Here is a 16760-nt window from a genome sequence, read left to right as displayed (position 1 = left end):
GAACACGGCTTCCTTCACCGCGGTGTGCGGCGGGGTGGGGCCGTTCAGCTTGAAGTCCGACAGCTTCTCGCCGGCCATGATGCGGGCGGCGATCTTGGCGATGGCGGTGCCGGTGGCCTTGGCGACGAAGGGCACCGTGCGGGATGCGCGCGGGTTCACCTCCAGGATGTAGACCGTGCCGTCCTTCACCGCGAACTGCACGTTCATCAGGCCGACGACCTTGAGGGCGCGGGCCAGCGCCTCGGCCTGCCGGTTGATCTCGGCGATCACCTCGGCGGGCAGGGAGTAGGGCGGCAGCGCGCAGGCGCTGTCGCCGGAATGGATGCCGGCCTCCTCGATGTGCTCCATCACGCCGGCCACGTAGACCGCACCGCCGGCGTCGGCCACCACGTCCACGTCCACCTCGATGGCGTCCTGGAGGTAGCTGTCGATCAGCACCGGGTTCTTGCCCGACACCTTCACCGCCGTGCCCATGTAGCGCTGGAGCCCGGCCATGTCGTGGACGATCTCCATCGCCCGGCCGCCCAGCACGTAGGAGGGGCGGATGACGACGGGGAAGCCGATGCGCTCGGCCACCGTCTCCGCTTCCTTGAGCGAGCGGGCGAGGCCGTTGGCCGGCTGCTTCAGGTTCAGCTGGTGCAGCAGCTGCTGGAAGCGCTCGCGGTCCTCGGCCAGGTCGATGGCGTCCGGCGAGGTGCCGAGGATGGGGATGCCGGCCTTCTCCAGGGCTTCCGCCAGCTTCAGCGGGGTCTGGCCGCCGAACTGCACGATGCAGCCCAGCACGGTGCCGGTGCGCTGCTCGACGCGGACCAGCTCGATCACGTCCTCGGCGGTCAGCGGCTCGAAGTACAGGCGGTCGGCGGTGTCGTAGTCGGTGGAGACCGTCTCCGGGTTGCAGTTGACCATGATGGTCTCGATGCCGGCCTCGCGCAGGGCGTAGACGGCGTGGACGCAGCAGTAGTCGAACTCGATGCCCTGGCCGATGCGGTTCGGGCCGCCGCCGAGGATGACGACCTTGCGGCGCTCCGTCGGCTCCGATTCGCACTCGGCCGCACCGGACCCGTCGGTCTCGTAGGTCGAATACATGTAGGGCGTACGCGACGGGAACTCGGCGGCACAGGTGTCGATGCGCTTGTAGACCGGGGTGATGCCGGCCGAACGGCGCGCCTCGGCCACCGCGTCCTCGCCCTGGGCGGTCAGCTCGGCCAGGCGGGCGTCGGAGAAGCCCATCTGCTTCAGCTTCAGCCAGCCGGCGGCGCCGGTGGGCAGGCCGTTGGTGCGGACCTCCGCCTCCTTGTCGACGATGGCCTTGATCTGCTCCAGGAACCAGGGGTCGTACTTGGAGGCCTGCTGCACCTCGGCCACCGACAGGCCGTGGCGGAACGCCTGGGCGATCACCAGCAGGCGGTCGTGCGTCGGCTTGGCCAGCGCACCGCGGACGGCGGCGGGATCGGGGTTGTCGTCACCGGCGATCTTCACCTCGTTGAAGCCGGTCAGGCCGGTCTCCATGGAGCGGAGCGCCTTCTGCACCGACTCCTGGAAGGTGCGGCCGATGGACATGGCCTCGCCCACCGACTTCATCGACGTGGTCAGCAGCGGCTCCGCACCCGGGAACTTCTCGAAGGTGAAGCGCGGCATCTTCGTGACGACGTAGTCGATCGTCGGCTCGAAGCTGGCGGGGGTGCAGCCGGTGATGTCGTTGGTCAGCTCGTCCAGCGTGTAGCCGACGGCCAGCTTGGCGGCGATCTTGGCGATGGGGAAGCCGGTCGCCTTCGACGCCAGCGCCGAGGAGCGGCTGACGCGCGGGTTCATCTCGATCACGATCAGGCGGCCGGTCTGCGGGTTGACCGCGAACTGCACGTTGGAGCCGCCGGTGTCCACCCCGATCTCGCGCAGCACCGCGATCGAGGCGTCGCGCATGATCTGGTATTCCTTGTCCGTCAGCGTCAGCGCCGGGGCCACGGTGATGGAGTCGCCTGTGTGCACGCCCATCGGATCGATGTTCTCGATGGAGCAGATGATGATGCAGTTGTCGGCGCTGTCGCGCACGACCTCCATCTCGTACTCCTTCCAGCCCAGCACCGATTCCTCGATCAGCACCTCGCCGACCGGGCTGGCGCGCAGGCCGCCGCGCACGATGTCCTCGAACTCCGCCCGGTTGTAGGCGATGCCGCCGCCGGTGCCGGCCAGCGTGAAGCTGGGGCGGATGATGGCGGGCAGGCCGACGAACTCCAGCGCGTCCAGCGCCTCGCGGTAGGACTTGACCAGCCGGGACTTGGGGCTTTCCAGGCCCAGCTTGTCCATGGCGTCGCGGAACAGGATGCGGTCCTCGGCCTTGGCGATGACGTCGCGCTTGGCGCCGATCATCTCCACGCCCAGGCGCTCCAGCGTGCCGTCGTCGGACAGCGCCATCGCGGTGTTCAGCGCGGTCTGGCCGCCCATGGTGGGCAGCAGGGCGTCGGGGCGCTCCTTCTCCAGGATGCGGGCGACCACGGCCGGGGTGATCGGCTCGATGTAGGTGGCGTCGGCCAGACCCGGATCGGTCATGATGGTGGCCGGGTTGGAGTTGACCAGGATGACCCGGTACCCCTCCTCGCGCAGGGCCTTGCACGCCTGCACGCCGGAGTAGTCGAACTCGCAGGCCTGGCCGATGATGATCGGCCCCGCGCCGATGATGCAGATGGACTTGATATCAGTGCGCTTGGGCATGGCGGTCCGCTTCTCGACGTTCAGTCAGCAAAAGCCCCCTCCCGCCGAGTGCGGGGAGAGGGGGCGTCAGGTCTCGTGCGAGGGCACTTTATAGGCACTAACCGTCCGGGGGGGAAGGGGTGGCTTTGGCAGATCCGCCATATGCCCGTAACAATGCAACGGGCAGGCGAAAGGGCGCTTGCGCGTTCGATGGAACGGCGTCATCAATCGATGCATGACGCACGCCTTCGCCAAAGACAGCCGCGCCTGCGCCGCCTGCGTTTCCTGGAGCGGACAGCGTGCGCTGGCGGCCGACAACACGTTGGTCGAGGTCCCCCGCTACAGCGTGGAGGGGGAGTGCCGGACGGCGATCAGCCAGGACTACCGCAAGGTCCGCAAGTCCTATCACACCTGCGACGCGTGGTCGCCGCTGCCGCTGCTGCGCGCGCACGGCGGCCGCACCGACCGTACGCCCGGCCCGGCGGCGGCCATGGCGGCGATCATGGCGAACGCCCCGGCGGGCGCGGCCGTGCCCGTTCCCCCGGCGCCGGCCCCGGTTGCCCCGGCGCCCAAGGCGGTTGCGCCGAAGGCCGCCGTGCCGGTGCTGGCCGTGGAGCCGGAGGTGCCGCGCTGCTCGGCCGCGCCGCTGGACATCGACAAGGTGCCGCCGCAGGCGCGCGTGCTGCACACCTATTGGACCCGGCTGAAGCGCCAGCGCCCGATGCCTGGTGCCCGCGAGGTCGACACCGCGCAGGTGCGCGACTGCGTGGCGCGGCTGGCGCTGCTGGAGCCGATCGGCGGCGGCGCCGATTTCGTCTACCGCGCCTGCGGCAAGGCGCTGGCCAAGCGCCTGGGCCAGCGGCCGGTCAGCCGGCTGGTCAGCGCCTGCCACCCCGAGGACGCGGCGGCGCGCTGGCTGGACGACCTGCGCGCCTGCCTGGAGGAGGGCGCGCCGCGCAGCCTGCTGGTGCGCGACGACCCCATCCTGCCGGGCCAGAAGTTCGTCGAGCTGCTGCTGCCGCTGGCCGACGACCAGGGGCGGCCGGCCTTCGTGCTGGCCTACCGGCACCTGCCCGGCGGCTGAACGGGCGGCCCCGCCATGGCGAGCGAGCGCAGCGACGAACCACTGTTATCCGAGTCGCCGGACCGCTGGCCGGCGATGGTGTGGATCGTTGCCGGCATCTGGCAGTTCGCCGCGTTCCCGATGCTGTTCGCGTGGTGGAAGGGGGTTCTCTACTTCCTGGTCGGCGCGCCGGTGATGCTGCTGGTCACCGGCACGGCGACGGCGCGGCTGCGCGGCGTGATGCTGGACATGGTGCGCGACGTCTTCCCGGTGAAGGACCGCTTCACCCGGCTGATCGCCGTCCTGCTGCGCGTCATGCTGGCGGCCCTGGAGGGCGTGCTGGTCCTGACCGCCGCGCGCGGGGCGTTCATGCTGATGGCGTGAGGGGTGGTTGACGGTCCGGTGGGGCGCCACTACCGTTCTTGTCGTACCAGGAGCCATCCCATGAGCCCGATCGACACCGCCGTCCGCCGCATCGTCGAGGCCGTGCAGCCGGAAGCGGTCTTCCTGTTCGGCAGCCGGGCGCGCGGCGACGCCGCCGAGGGCAGCGACTGGGACCTGTTCGTCGTCGTATCGGACACTGTTCAGCCCGGCACCGTCACGCCGTCGCGGCTGCGGCGCCTGCTGAAGGGAACGGGTGCTGCGTTCGACGTGGTCGCCTGCCGCCGTTCCGTCTTCGATGCCCGGAAGACCGAGCCGAACAGCCTCAGCCATGACGTCGCGGAAGATGGGATGCTGCTCTATGAGCGCAAACCTCGCGGTTGATACCACCGCGCGGAAGGGCCAACACACCGCAACCGGTCAAAACCTTTTCACCGTCATGGCCGGGCCCAGTCCCGGCCACCCACGCACCTTGGATTGGTCGGAGTGCGTGGGTGCCCGGCACAAGGCCGGGCATGACGAAGTGGGGATGTGTCTGGATTTCCCGTCGGGCTGCGCTCACCGCCCCAGCACCCTCTCCACCGCCGCGATCACCTCTTCGGGCGGCACGGTGAAGTCCCAGTCGAAGTTCAGGGTGCCGCGGTTCACCACCGGGGTGCCGACCAGCTGTTCGTAGCGCTGGCCCAGCAGGGCGGCGAGGATGCCGTATTGCGGCAGGACGCAGCGGGCGTGCGTCAGCTCCACCACGCCGGCCGTGGGCGGGGCGAAGGCGATGCCGGCGGAGCCGCCGCCCACCGGCATGACGATCAGCTCGGCCTCGGCGAAGCGGCCGATCTGCTCGGCCATGGACAGGTCTTCCGGCCGCAGCGGCTCGACGCCGAAGGGGCGCAGCGCCGCCAGCACGGCGGCTTCGTTGAGCAGCGCGCGGTGGCCGGCGGCGGGGCGGGACAGGTAGAGGCGGCGTCCGGGCCGGGCGGCCGGGGCGCCGTAGGCCGCGGCCACGCGGGCGCGCAGGAAGTCCAGGTATTCCGGCGCCATGTACTGGAAGTGGTGCGTCAATGAGGGCACCCACAGGCGGCGGCAGGACACCGTAGCGCCCGGCGGCAGGCGGACCAGCCGGTCCGGCGCCACGCCCAGCGCCGCCAGCAGCTCCAGCACGCCCGGCCGCAGCGTGGAGGCGACCAGCACCGGCAGGCCGGCCAGTTCCGGGCAGCGGTCGAGGATCAGCGTGCGCGACAGCCAGTCCAGCACGCCGTGCGCGAAGTTGCCGTCGCCGCCCAGCAGGATCGCCTCGTCGTCGATGCGCGCTGTGGGTTCGGGGATGGCGGCCAGCATGCGGCCGTCCGGCGATTCGTGCAGGAAGTGCGGTGCGCCCAGGCTGCGGCGGGAATAGGCGTGCAGCCCGTCGAGCAGCAGCGCGCCGCCGGCGGTGGCGACCGACAGGTTGGAGGGGATCAGCACCGCGTCGTCGACGCGGGCCAGGAAGCTCTCCGGCAGGTCGTAGGTCAGCGCGCCCCAGGTCGGCGAGCCGGTCGCCACCGTCCGCGCGCGGGCCGGCAGGATGGTGCGGTAGGGCAGGGCGTGCGCCGCGCACCACGCGGACACGGGGGTGATCCGCAGGGTGCGCGCCGGCTCCGCCGCCCGGCCGGCCAGCCACGCGGCGCGTTGGTGCCAGAGGGCGGCGGTGGCGTCGTCGCCCCGGTCGAAGGCGGCGCGCAGCCGGGCGTCGGCCGCGCGCGGCTCGCCGGGGGTGAGGGCCAGGGCGGCGCGCGCCTCCGCGTCCGTGTCGCGGCCCAGCGAGCGGAGTGCGGCCACGCGGGCCAGCCGCGCCGCCGGCATGTCCGGGCGCAGGCGCAGCGCGCGGGCCAGGGTGGCGGCGGCGCGTTCCGGATCCTCCTCGTCGACCAGCGCGGTGCCGAGGTTGCCCAGCGCCTCGGCGAAGTCCGGCTGCAGGCAGAGCGCCGTGCGGAAGGCCGCCAGGGCCGCCGGGCCGTCGTTCACGGCGCGCAAGGCGTTGCCCAGGTTGTTGCGCAGGTCGGCGGCGGCGGGCTCGGCAGCCAGGGCGTCGCGGTAGTGGCCGGCGGCCTCGCCGGGCCGGCCGAGGTCGTACAGCGTGTCGGCGAGGTTGCGCAGGGCGCGGGCGTAGCCCGGCCGTTGGTCGATTGCCGCGCGGTAGTGCGCCGCCGCCTCGTCGCGCCGGCCGAGGTCGCGCAGGGCGTTGCCGCGGTTGTTGTGCGCCTCGGGGAAGGCGGAGCGGTGCTGCAGCGCCTGGGCGATCAGCGCCGCGGCCTCTTCGGCGCGGCCCTGCTGCTGGGCGGCGACGCCGAGCAGGTGGAGCGCGTCGGGCTGGTGCGGCAGGGCGCCGAGCACGGCGCGGTAGAGCGATTCGGCGGTGGCGAGGTCGCCCGCCTGGTGGTGGCGCAGCGCCAGGGACAGCGCCTCGTCCACCGTCATCTCGACCATGCCAGCCCCCGTTGTTCGCCGCCGGTGACCTTGGCACGGGCGGGTGTGCGGGGACAAGCGCCCGGCGTCAGGCGCGGGCGGCCTTGGGGAACAGCAGCAGGCGGTCGGGGGCGATGGTCGCCGCCACCGCCGCGCCCGGCGGCATGGGGACGTAGCCGGGGACGCGGGCGTGGATCTCCACGCTGCCGTCGCGGCCGGGGGCCGGCAGGCTGAGGCACACGCGGGTGGAGTTGCCCATGAAGCTGGTGCGCCGCACCGTGGCCGGGATGGCGGCGTGGCCGCCGCCGTTGATGCCGTCCGGCGGCAGCAGGGTCACGTCCTCCACCCGGCAGGCCACCTCGATGGCGCCGCCGTGCGGCAGGGCGGGGACGTCGAAGCGGCCGAAGGGCGTGTCGAGCCGGCCGTCGGTCACCTGCGCCTCGAAGCGGTTCAACTCGCCGAAGAGCTGGGCCACGAAGCTGCTGGCCGGGTTGTGGTAGAGCGCCAGCGGCGTGTCGTCCTGCACCACCAGCCCCTCCGACATGACCACCACGCGCTGGCCGATCTCCAGCGCCTCGTCCGGGTCGTGGGTGACGACGACGGTGGCGATGCCGGTGGCCTTGATGATCTGCACGACCTCTTCCCGCACCGAGCGGCGCAGCTGCTCGTCCAGCGCCGAGAACGGCTCGTCCAGCAGCAGGACGGCCGGGTCGCGGGCCATGGCGCGGGCCAGCGCCACGCGCTGCTGCTGGCCGCCCGACAGCATGTGCGGGTAGGAGTCGCCGTAGCCCTTCAGCGCCACCAGCTCCAGCAGCTCGGCCACCTTGCGGTCGCGCTCGGCGCGCGGGCGGTGGCGCAGGCCGAAGCCGATGTTGCCGGCCACGGTGAGGTGCGGGAACAGCGCGAAATCCTGGAACATCATGCCGACCGAGCGGCGCTCCGGCGGCAGGGAGCGGCCGGGCGTGGCGACCACAGCACCACCGATGGCGATGGCACCATCCTGCAGCGTCTCCAGCCCGCTGATCAGGCGCAGCAGCGTGGACTTGCCGCAGCCGGACGGACCCACCATGCAGACGACCTCATGCGGGTCGACGCGCAGGTCGACGCCGCGCAGCGCCGGCAGGCGGCCGTAACGGTGGGAAACGCCGGAGACTTCGATGGTGGACGGCATCGGATCGGGATCCTCGGAAAAGAAACCCTCTGAAACGCGAAATGCCGCAGGCCCGGAGGCCTGCGGCATGGTGGTGCTTACTTCCAGCCGGCGCGGTCCATGATGCGCAGGGCCGGTTCGGCGTGCTGCGCGTAGGCCGCGGCGTTCATCTTGTCCTGCTTGAAGGCGCCCAGCTTGACCAGTTCGGGGTGCGGCTGCACGGCCGGGTTCACCGGGTATTCCATGTTGCCGTCGGCGAAGTGGCGCTGCGCCTCGGGGCTGGCCAGGAACTCCAGCAGCTTGATGGCGTCGGCCTTGTGCGGGGCGGTCTTCACCACGCCGGCACCGCTGATGTTCACGTGCGTGCCGCGGTTGGACTGGTTGGGGAAGATCACGCCGACCTTGTCGGCCACCGCCTTGTCCTCCGGCTTGGCGGAGGTGATCAGCTTGCCGAGGTAGTAGGAGTTGGAGATCGCCACGTCGCCCTCGCCGGCGGCCACGGCCTTGATCTGGTCGGTGTCGCCGCCCTTGGGCGCGCGGGCGAGGTTGCCGACCAGGCCCTTCACCCACTCTTCCGTCTTCTCCTCGCCGTTGGCGGCGATCATGGAGGCGGTGAGCGCCAGACTGTAGGGGTGGGTGCCGCTGCGGGTCAGCACGCGGCCCTTCCAGACCGGCTTGGCGAGGTCCTCGTAATCCTTCAGGTCCTCGGGCTTCACGCGGTCCTTGGCGTAGACGATGAGGCGGGCGCGGCTGGACAGGCCGTACCAGGCGCCGCCCGCGTCCCGCAGGTGGTCGGGGACGGCCTTGGCCAGCACGTCGGACTTCACCGGCTCCAGCAGGCCTTCCTTGGCGGCGGCCGCGAGGCGGCCGGCGTCGACGGTGATGAAGAGGTCGGCCGGGCTGCTCGCCCCTTCCGACTTCATGCGCTGGATCAGCTCGTCATGGTTGCCTTCGATGACGTTGACCTTGACGCCGGTCGCCTTGGTGAACGCCTCGTAGATCGCCCGGTCGGTGTTGTAGTGCCGGGAGTTGTAGACGTTGACCTCCTGCGCCTGGGCCTGGGCGTTGACGGCGGCGGCGAGGCCGAGGCCGGCGAGCAGTGCCAGGGCGCTGGTCTTGAAGCGAAGCATCCCGAATCCCCCACGAGTGCGAATGACTATTAACTTCATTCGGTTAGCAGAACGCGCGCATTCTGTCGAGTGGCACGATGGGACGGGTGTCGCGCCGCCATGACGCTGCGACCAGCCGCCGCATGACCAAAGGTTGATCAATGGTGCCCCGGCCGCGACGCGGCGATTGAGCGGCTGAGCAGGATGACCGGCAGCAGCCCGGCCAGCACGATGATCAGCGCCGGCAGGGCGGCGTCGTCCAGCCGCTCGGTGGAGGCCATGCGGAACGCCTCGATGGCGAGCGTGTCGAAGTTGAAGGGGCGCAGGATCATGGTGGCCGGCAGCTCCTTCATGATGTCGACGAAGACCAGCAGGAAGGCGCTGAGCATGCTGGCGCGCAGCAGCGGCAGGTGGACGCGGAACAGCACCTGCGCCGGCCGGTTGCCCAGCGAGCGCGCCGCCCCCTCCAGGTTCGGGCTGATCTTGGTGAAGCCGGACTCCAGCGGGCCGTAGGCCACCGTGAAGAAGCGGATGAGGTAGCCGTACAGCACGCCCACCAGCGTGCCGCCCAGGATGTAGCCGGTGGCCGCCCCGCCGAACCACTGGCCGGCGCCGCCAATGGCGATCAGGATGCCGACGGCGATGACGGCGCCCGGCGTGGCGTAGCCCAGCGAGGCGATGCGCGTGGCCAGCGCGGCGACGCGGGTGCGGTCCTGCCGCACGCCGTGCAGCACCAGGAAGCCGACGGCGACCACCAGCAGCGCCCCCGCCACGCCCAACAGCAGCGTGTTGGCGGTGAGGTGGGCGACCTGCGCCAGCGTGATTTCGGCGCTGCCGCGGGCGATCATCCACACCAGGATGCCGGCCGGCAGGATGAAGCCGAAGAACACCGGCGGCGCGCAGAAGAACCACGCAAGCAGGGTGCCGGGCGCCGACAGGGGCACGGTGGGCAGGTGGCGGTAGCGCGAGGTGGTCTGGTGGAAGCGCATGCGCCCGCGCGACAGCCGCTCCAGCCCCAGCACGGCCAGCACGAACAGCAGCAGGATGGCCGCCAGCTGCGCCGCCACCACGGGGTTGCCCAGCGCGAACCACGCCCGGTAGATGCCGACCGTGAAGGTGTCGATGCCGAAGTACTTCACGGCGCCGAAGTCGGCCAGCGTCTCCATCAGCGCATAGCCGACGCCGGTGGCGATGGCCGGCCGCGCCAGCGGCAGGGCCACGCGCAGGAAGCTGGTCAGCGGCGTGGCGCCCAGCGTGCGGCTGACCTCCAGCACGCACACCGACTGCTCAAGGAACGCCGTGCGCGAGAGGACATAGACGTACGGGTACAGAACCGCCGACAGCACGAACCCCGCACCGCCCAGCGAGTGGATCTCCGGGAACCAGTAGTCGCCCTTGCGCCAGCCCATGGTGGCGCGCAGCCACGTCTGCAGCGGCCCGGTGAACTGGAAGAAGTCGGTGTACGTGTACGCCAGCACGTACGCCGGCATGGCCAGCGGCAGCAGCAGCGCCCAGCGGAAGGTGGAGCGGCCGGGGAAATCATACATGGTGACGACCCAGGCCGAGGAGACGCCGGCGAACAGCGTCCACGCCGTGACCAGCACCATCAGCGCCAGCGTGTTCAGCACGTAGCCCGGCAGCACCGTGTCGGCCAGATGCGCCCACATGCCGTGGCTGGACGCCAGCGACTGCGAGAACACGGCGGCGATGGGGGCGGCGATGGCGAAGGCGACCAGCAGGGCGAGTACCGTGCCCCAGCCGAAACGGGGCAGGCGCAGGCGGTGCGCGATGCTCCAGGAGCCGTCCCGGTCGTTCCTCGCCACCGACATGCCGCACCACTCCGCTCAGGCTTTCTGCGATTGATTCGCAGTTACCATTCATACGCCATACGGCGGTGCGGTACAAATGTTACGGTCTTGCGTACCCGGCAGGTCAGCCGGGTTCGCGCAGGAAGTAGATGAGGTCGATGGCCGGCGCCTCGCGGCCGAACTGCGACAGCAGGGTGTGCGCCTGACCGCGGTGGTGCGTCTGGTGGTTGAAGACGTGCGCCAGCACGGGGGCGAGCGGCTGCTCGCACGCCTCGCCCTTGATGGTGCGGTAAGCGAAGGTCGCGGCGAGCCGGGCCTCGTCCAGGCCGCCGACGACGCGCAGGATGCGCTCGTCCTCCGCCTCGCGGGCGGCGCGCAGGTCGTCGAAGCGGTCGTGCAGGATCTCGTCCAGGCGCGTGGGCATGGGGCCGGTGCCCTCGATCCGGCCGAACCACAGCCGGTCGCCCACCAGCAGGTGGTTGAGCGTGCCGCGCAGCGAGCCGAAGAAGGCGCCCCGGTCCTCGCGGAACTGCGCGTCCGACAGCTCGGCGACCGCGTCGTACAGGCGCCGGTTGGCCCAGCGGTTGTAGCGGGCGAAGGTGTCGAAGTGCGCTTTCATGCGGGGCCTCAGGGCAGGTACCTGTTCAAGCAGCTGTCAGCGTCGCTGTGGCCCACGACGGCGGGCTCGTTCCTCCACCTCCCGGCCGATCGCGTCCATGAAGGGACCAATTTCGTGCGGTTCGAGGGTGATCACGTCTCCACGCTCGGCGGCATCGAGCCCCTCCTGGAGGGCCGCGCGCAGGCGTTCCAGCTTCGCGGCCTCGTCCATGGCTACACCCCCGCGCGCTTGGCGGACAGGCCGGCGGGGGAGAGCAGGACCTCGCGCTTGCCCTGGTGGTTGGCGGGGCCGACGACGCGTTCTTGCTCCATGCGCTCCACCAGACGGGCGGCGCGGTTGTAGCCGATCTGCAGCTGGCGCTGGATGAAGCTGACCGACACCTTGCCCTCGCGCACCACGAGGTTGACGGCCTGCATGTACAGGTCGTCGCCGCTGGCGCCGCCCGCACCATCGTCGTCCTCGTCGGCGACCGCCTCCTCCTCTTCCTCGGTGATGGCGGTGACGTAGTTGGGGGCACCCTGGGCCTTGACGAACTGGACGATCTCCTCGACCTCCGAGTCCGAGACGAAGGGGCCGTGCACGCGGGTGATGCGGCCGCCGCCCTGCATGTACAGCATGTCGCCCTGGCCCAGCAGCTGCTCCGCCCCGGCTTCGCCCAGGATGGTGCGGCTGTCGATCTTGGAGGTGACCTGGAAGCTGATGCGCGTCGGGAAGTTCGCCTTGATGGTGCCGGTGATGACGTCCACCGACGGGCGCTGGGTGGCCATGATCAGGTGGATGCCGGCGGCGCGCGCCATCTGCGCCAGACGCTGGATCGCCGCCTCGATCTCCTTGCCGGCGACCAGCATCAGGTCGGCCATCTCGTCGACGATCACCACGATATAGGGCAGCGGTACCGGCTCCTGCGGGGTGAGGTCGAGCAGGGTGTCCGGATCGCCCGGAACGGTGCGGCGGGGCAGCTTCTCGCCCGCGGCGATCATCTCCGCCATGCGGGCGTTGTAGCCCTCGATGTTGCGCACGCCCAGGCGCGACATGGACTCGTAGCGGCTCTCCATCTCGCGCACGGCCCAGCGCAGGGCGACCACCGCCTTCTTGGGGTCGGTCACCACCGGGCTCAACAGGTGCGGGATGCCGTCGTAGACCGACAGCTCCAGCATCTTCGGGTCCACCATGATGAAGCGGCAGCGCTCCGGCGGCAGGCGGTAGAGCAGCGACAGGATCATCGTGTTGATCGCCACCGACTTGCCCGAGCCGGTGGTGCCGGCGACCAGCAGGTGCGGCATGCGGGCGAGGTCGGCCACCACCGGTTCCCCGCTGATGTCCTTGCCGAGAGCGATGGCGAGGTTGGCCGACGTGTTGCGGAAGACGTCGGCGTCGAACATCTCGCGCAGGTAGACCATCTCGCGCACGGGGTTCGGCAGCTCGACGCCGATGACGGAGCGGCCGGGCACGATGGCGATGCGGGCGGTGACCACGCTCATGGACCGCGCGATGTCGTCCGTCAGGTTGATGACGGTGGAGGACTTGGTGCCGGGCGCCGGCTCCAGCTCGTAGAGCGTCACCACCGGGCCGGGGCGCACGTCCATGATCTCGCCGCGCACGCGGAAGTTCCGCAGCACGGTTTCCAGCTGGCGGGCGTTGCGGGCCAGCACCGTCTCGTCGTGCTGCTGCGGCGGGCGCGGCGGCGGCGTCTGCAGAAGGTCGGGCGGCGGCAGCAGGTAGGGGCCGCCGGGCTCCGGCTTCTCCACCGGGCCGCTCGGCGCGCTGCTCGGCACGTTGGCGACCGGCAGGTGGATGACGATGGTCGATTGGGGGGTGGATTGCGGCGTGGATTGGGGCGCCGGGGCGGCGGCGGGCACCGCCGGTTCCACCGGGGTGGACAGCGCGGGCGTGTCGGCGACGATGCCGGAGCCGGTTTCCTCCGCCCGCGCCTCGTAGGCCCAGTCGACGCCGGCCAGGAAGGCGAATCCGGCGACCACCGCCAGCGCCTCCTCGCCCAGGCCCGTCGAATAGACGGCACCGGCGCCCGGCGTGCCCGGCAGCACCTCCACCGCCCACAGCGAGCGGCCCTCGGCCATGTGCGGGACGAGATTGAAGGGGCGGCCGTTCAGCGCGCACCACAGATTGAACTCGTCGGCGGTGACGATGCCGGACTGGGTCAGCGGGGCGGCGAGGTGGGGAATGCGCGGCTTCATGCCGGGGCTCCCGAGGTCTGGGTGGCGGCGGGTGCCGGGGCGGTGTCGGTGGAGGTCGAGGCGGCGGCGTCGCCGGCCGGCGGCGCGGCCGTGTCGGCCGGTGCTGCGGCGGGGGCCGCGCCCTCGACGACGCGCGGTTCCGCGTTCGGCGTGGCGGCGGCGGCGCCGGTCAGCTCGTAGGCGGCGACCAGCAGCTTGTCCACCGTGGCGCCGTCGCTGGACAGCGGCAGGACGAGGCGCTCGAACGTGCGGCGGCTGCCGTCGAAGTTGCCGGTGTAGACGCGGGCGACCGGCAGGCGCTCGCGCAGCACGGCCTCGTACTCGGCGGCCAGGATGGCGCGCTGCTCGTCCGGCAGGGCGTCCAGCGTGTGGCCGAGGCGCGAGTGCCCCCACGCCTCCGCCAATGCCTTGCCGTAGTAGGAATAGACGAAGTCGTCATCGCCGATCACTTCGAAGATGACAATATTGTCCTTCCACGGCCGCAGGTCGGCGGGCGCGATGGTGCTGGACACAGGCGGGGTTCCACCGGAACACTTGCCGAGCCAGAAGTCGAGCAGACCGCTCAGGGCAAGCGTGGTCAGCTCGGTTCTTTCCTTCATCATGGGATGTGCGGTTTCGCGACAGGGGCCACAGGGGCTTTCAAGGACGGACCGAACCATACCCGGAACGCCCCGCGCGGTGCAACCGGACCTTACCCCAAAGGGGTGGGACATCGCGCGTGCGCGCCCACCCGTGTCGGAAATGCCGCGGCGGTCAGGGGGAGTCAGGCCGCCCGCGGGCGGACCTCGTCGTCCAGGCGATGGCCGATCTGCCGGCGCGCCATGTCGAGGTCATAGCGGCTCTGCAGGTTCATCCAGGACTGCGCGTCGGTGCCGAAGTAGCGGGCCAGCCGCAGCGCCGTTTCCGCGCTGATGGCGCGGCGGCCGGCCAGGATCTCGGTGACCCGGTTGGGCGGCACGCCGATGTCCTTGGCCAGGCGGTAGGCCGTGATGCCCTGCGGCTCCAGCCATTCCGCCCGCAGGATCTCGCCGGGATGGATCGGCACCAGCGCCTCACCCACCGGGTCGATCGCGCCGCCGAGATCGACGCGGCCGGATTCGACATCTTCGATGCGGATGGCCATGGCCGTCATGGATAGCAGCCCCGTAGGTTGGGTTGAGCGCAGCGAAAACCCAACGTTCCCGCGGAGGAAAGGGCGTTGGGTTTTCGCTGGCGCTCAACCCAACCTACGCCTCTCGCCCTTTCAGATCCATCACCCCGGACAGGTCACGCCCGTGCCGCCCAGGCCGCAGTAGCCGCCGGGGTTCTTGGCGAGGTACTGCTGGTGGTAGTCCTCGGCGTAGTAGAAGGGCGGCGCCTCGCGGATCTCGCTGGTGACGGGGCCGTAGCCCCGGCGGGCCAGTGCTTCGGCGTAGGCGTCGCGCGAGGCCTCGGCGGCGGTGCGCTGGGCGTCGGTGTGGAGGTAGACGGCGGAGCGGTACTGCGTGCCGACGTCGTTGCCCTGGCGCATGCCCTGCGTCGGGTCGTGGCTTTCCCAGAAGACCTTCATCAGATCCTCGAACCGCACCTTGGCGGGGTCGTAGACGACGCGCACCACCTCGGTATGGCCGGTCCGGCCGGAGCAGACCTCCTCGTACGTCGGGTTGGGCGTGACGCCGCCCTGATAGCCGACGGCCGTCACCCACACGCCCGGCACCTGCCAGAACTTGCGCTCCGCCCCCCAGAAGCAGCCGAGGCCGACGTCGACGACCTCCAGCCCGGCCGGGTAGGGCGGCTTCAGCGGGTTGCCGTTGACGTAATGGCGCTCCGGCACCGGCATCGGGCTGGCGCGGCCGGGCAGCGCCTCGTCGGCGGTCGGCAGGGTGAGGGGCTTGCGCAGGAAATGGCCGAGCATGGCGCGGCGTCCTCTGGATGGTGTGTTAGGGCGGATGGCCTGTGAGGAAAGGCAAGTGGGGGCCGGACGGCATGGCGGCAAGCCCACCTTCGCCCCACCTTGGCGGGAACCCGCGCCTGCGCCACATGGTTCGGGGAGGCACCCCATGGGAAGGAGGCCGGACGCTGAGGCCACTGCTGCACCCGCATCCCGTCAACCCGCCGACCGGGGATCCCGGCGTGCTCGTCGAGTTCCTGTTCGAGCGGCGCGCCCTGCTGCTCGACATCGGCGACCTGACGGGGTTGGCGCAGCGGCGGATGCTGCGCGTCAGCCACGCCTTCGTCAGCCACGCCCACATGGACCATTTCGCCGGATTCGAGCGGCTGCTGCGCACCTGCTTCGGGCGGCCGGCGCCGCTGCACCTGTTCGGGCCGGAGGGCTTCATCGACCGGGTGGCGGCCAAGCTGGGCGGCTACACCTGGAACCTGGCGCCGGGCTACGCCAACGACTTCGTCGTCACCGCCACCGCGCTGTCCGCCGACGGCACGGCGCGGCGCGCCGCCTTCCACAGCCGCCGCGCCTTCGCGCGGGAGGGGGAGGAGACGGTCGCCGTGCCGGACGGCGTGCTGCTGGAGGAGGCCGGCGTGCGGGTGCGCGCCGCCGTGCTGGACCACGGCGACATCCCCTGCCTCGCCTTCGCGGTGGAGGAGCCGGCGCACGTCAACGTCTGGAAGCCGCGGCTGGAGGAACTGGGCCTGACCACCGGCCCCTGGCTGCGCGACCTGAAGGCGGTGGTGCTGCGCGGCGATCCGGACGACACGCCCATGACCGCCGCCGTGCCGGGCGGCGGGACGCGGGTGCTGCCGCTGGGCGTGTTGCGTGGCGCGGCGCTGTCCGTCGTGCCGGGGCAGCGCATCGCCTATGTGGTGGACGCCGCCTTCACCCCCGGCAACGCGGAGCGCATCGTCGAACTGGCGCGCGGGGCGGACGTGCTGTTCATCGAGACGCCGTTCCTGGACGCCGACGCCAGCATCGCCGGGGCGCGCAACCACCTGACGGCGGGGCAGGCCGGACGGCTGGCGGCCGCGGCCGGGGTGGGGCGGATCGTGCCCTTCCACTACTCGCCCCGCTACGCCGGGCGGGAGGAGGAGCTGGCGCGCGAGGCGCAAGCCGCGTTCCGTACCGCTTCCGTCAGAGTTGGCGATCCCGGCCGCGCTCCCGATTGTTAAGGTCGGGGATGCCAACGGAACGGGAGGCCGCCATGGCCATCAACGAAGCCGCCTACCAGCGGCTGGAAGCGCACGGACGCCGCGACGGCCGCATCACGGTCGAGGATATGGGCCGCGAGATGCCCATCGAGGACATGGACCCCGTGGAGATCGCCGAGGTGGTCGACCGGCTGGAGCGCGCGGGCATCGACGTGGACGTTGAC

Annotated in this window: 15 protein-coding genes; 4 read left to right on the top strand and 11 right to left on the bottom strand. The window is 71.2% G+C overall.

Annotation, left to right across the window (positions count from 1 at the left end):
• Window positions 1-2709, bottom strand: a 2709-nt coding sequence (carB, locus tag VED21_RS16300; protein WP_324883824.1) for a carbamoyl-phosphate synthase large subunit, incomplete at its 3' end; no start/stop codon positions are given.
• Between the two features lie 214 nt (window positions 2710-2923).
• Here carB and VED21_RS16295 point away from each other — a divergent pair.
• Genes VED21_RS16295 through VED21_RS16285 form a run of 3 tightly spaced genes read left to right on the top strand, consistent with a single transcriptional unit; the run spans window position 2924 to window position 4516 of the window.
• The gene (locus tag VED21_RS16295; RefSeq protein WP_324883822.1) at window positions 2924-3772 is read left to right on the top strand and encodes a hypothetical protein; all 849 of its coding nucleotides are present in this window, start codon (window positions 2924-2926) and stop codon (window positions 3770-3772) included.
• A gap of 15 nt (window positions 3773-3787) precedes the next feature.
• Window positions 3788-4135, top strand: coding sequence for a hypothetical protein (locus tag VED21_RS16290; RefSeq protein WP_324883820.1), 348 nt, complete (start codon window positions 3788-3790; stop codon window positions 4133-4135).
• A gap of 60 nt (window positions 4136-4195) precedes the next feature.
• Window positions 4196-4516 (top strand): nucleotidyltransferase domain-containing protein, encoded by a 321-nt coding sequence (locus VED21_RS16285; RefSeq protein WP_324883818.1) that lies wholly within the window; start codon window positions 4196-4198, stop codon window positions 4514-4516.
• A gap of 174 nt (window positions 4517-4690) precedes the next feature.
• Here VED21_RS16285 and VED21_RS16280 read toward each other — a convergent pair whose 3' ends face one another.
• The 10 genes from VED21_RS16280 to msrA all read right to left on the bottom strand — a co-directional run bounded on the left by VED21_RS16280 (window position 4691) and on the right by msrA (window position 15349).
• A complete protein-coding gene (locus tag VED21_RS16280) occupies window positions 4691-6595 on the bottom strand; it encodes a glycosyltransferase 61 family protein (RefSeq protein ID WP_324883816.1) in 1905 nt (634 codons plus the stop codon).
• Between the two features lie 67 nt (window positions 6596-6662).
• Window positions 6663-7745, bottom strand: coding sequence for an ABC transporter ATP-binding protein (locus tag VED21_RS16275; RefSeq protein WP_324883814.1), 1083 nt, complete (start codon window positions 7743-7745; stop codon window positions 6663-6665).
• A 77-nt stretch (window positions 7746-7822) separates the two neighbouring features.
• Entirely contained in the window at window positions 7823-8854 is a 1032-nt protein-coding gene (locus VED21_RS16270) for a Fe(3+) ABC transporter substrate-binding protein (protein WP_324883812.1), read from the bottom strand.
• 137 nt (window positions 8855-8991) lie between these two features.
• Complete coding sequence (locus tag VED21_RS16265) at window positions 8992-10662, bottom strand: iron ABC transporter permease (protein WP_324883810.1); 1671 nt, start codon at window positions 10660-10662, stop codon at window positions 8992-8994.
• Window positions 10663-10765: 103 nt separating this feature from the next.
• Window positions 10766-11260 carry a DinB family protein gene (locus VED21_RS16260; RefSeq protein ID WP_324883808.1) on the bottom strand — a complete coding sequence of 165 codons (495 nt, stop codon included), beginning with the start codon at window positions 11258-11260 and terminating at the stop codon, window positions 10766-10768.
• Window positions 11261-11296: 36 nt separating this feature from the next.
• Window positions 11297-11470 (bottom strand): hypothetical protein, encoded by a 174-nt coding sequence (locus VED21_RS16255; protein ID WP_324883806.1) that lies wholly within the window; start codon window positions 11468-11470, stop codon window positions 11297-11299.
• A gap of 2 nt (window positions 11471-11472) precedes the next feature.
• Entirely contained in the window at window positions 11473-13455 is a 1983-nt protein-coding gene (locus tag VED21_RS16250) for a DNA translocase FtsK (RefSeq protein ID WP_324883804.1), read from the bottom strand.
• Window positions 13452-14057 (bottom strand): PAS domain-containing protein, encoded by a 606-nt coding sequence (locus VED21_RS16245; RefSeq protein WP_324883802.1) that lies wholly within the window; start codon window positions 14055-14057, stop codon window positions 13452-13454. Before VED21_RS16245 ends, VED21_RS16250 begins: the two co-directional genes overlap by 4 nt.
• A 161-nt stretch (window positions 14058-14218) precedes the next feature.
• Window positions 14219-14587, bottom strand: coding sequence for a HigA family addiction module antitoxin (locus tag VED21_RS16240; protein WP_324883800.1), 369 nt, complete (start codon window positions 14585-14587; stop codon window positions 14219-14221).
• Between the two features lie 120 nt (window positions 14588-14707).
• Window positions 14708-15349: a peptide-methionine (S)-S-oxide reductase MsrA gene (gene msrA, locus VED21_RS16235; RefSeq protein WP_324883798.1), complete on the bottom strand. Its 642-nt coding sequence runs from the start codon at window positions 15347-15349 to the stop codon at window positions 14708-14710.
• A gap of 71 nt (window positions 15350-15420) precedes the next feature.
• Here msrA and VED21_RS16230 point away from each other — a divergent pair, with 71 nt between their 5' ends.
• Window positions 15421-16557: a ribonuclease Z gene (locus tag VED21_RS16230; protein WP_324883826.1), complete on the top strand. Its 1137-nt coding sequence runs from the start codon at window positions 15421-15423 to the stop codon at window positions 16555-16557.
• Window positions 16558-16760 lie beyond the last annotated feature (203 nt).

This window comes from Azospirillum sp. (assembly GCF_035627195.1).
Classification (GTDB): domain Bacteria; phylum Pseudomonadota; class Alphaproteobacteria; order Azospirillales; family Azospirillaceae; genus Azospirillum.
Note: the sequence above shows the minus strand (reverse complement) of the source record. Positions and strands in the feature narration are given on the sequence as shown.

Bases quoted from the DNA above. Each gene is read 5' to 3' on its own strand.
- msrA (WP_324883798.1), bottom strand. From the start codon at position 15,349: ATGCTCGGCCATTTCCTGCGCAAGCCCCTCACCCTGCCGACCGCCGAC.
- VED21_RS16240 (WP_324883800.1), bottom strand. From the start codon at position 14,587: ATGACGGCCATGGCCATCCGCATCGAAGATGTCGAATCCGGCCGCGTC.
- VED21_RS16230 (WP_324883826.1), top strand. From the start codon at position 15,421: ATGGCGGCAAGCCCACCTTCGCCCCACCTTGGCGGGAACCCGCGCCTG.
- VED21_RS16290 (WP_324883820.1), top strand. From the start codon at position 3,788: ATGGCGAGCGAGCGCAGCGACGAACCACTGTTATCCGAGTCGCCGGAC.
- VED21_RS16285 (WP_324883818.1), top strand. From the start codon at position 4,196: ATGAGCCCGATCGACACCGCCGTCCGCCGCATCGTCGAGGCCGTGCAG.
- VED21_RS16255 (WP_324883806.1), bottom strand. From the start codon at position 11,470: ATGGACGAGGCCGCGAAGCTGGAACGCCTGCGCGCGGCCCTCCAGGAG.
- VED21_RS16260 (WP_324883808.1), bottom strand. From the start codon at position 11,260: ATGAAAGCGCACTTCGACACCTTCGCCCGCTACAACCGCTGGGCCAAC.
- VED21_RS16275 (WP_324883814.1), bottom strand. From the start codon at position 7,745: ATGCCGTCCACCATCGAAGTCTCCGGCGTTTCCCACCGTTACGGCCGC.
- VED21_RS16250 (WP_324883804.1), bottom strand. From the start codon at position 13,455: ATGAAGCCGCGCATTCCCCACCTCGCCGCCCCGCTGACCCAGTCCGGC.
- VED21_RS16295 (WP_324883822.1), top strand. From the start codon at position 2,924: ATGACGCACGCCTTCGCCAAAGACAGCCGCGCCTGCGCCGCCTGCGTT.
- VED21_RS16245 (WP_324883802.1), bottom strand. From the start codon at position 14,057: ATGATGAAGGAAAGAACCGAGCTGACCACGCTTGCCCTGAGCGGTCTG.
- VED21_RS16270 (WP_324883812.1), bottom strand. From the start codon at position 8,854: ATGCTTCGCTTCAAGACCAGCGCCCTGGCACTGCTCGCCGGCCTCGGC.
- VED21_RS16265 (WP_324883810.1), bottom strand. From the start codon at position 10,662: ATGTCGGTGGCGAGGAACGACCGGGACGGCTCCTGGAGCATCGCGCAC.
- VED21_RS16280 (WP_324883816.1), bottom strand. From the start codon at position 6,595: ATGGTCGAGATGACGGTGGACGAGGCGCTGTCCCTGGCGCTGCGCCAC.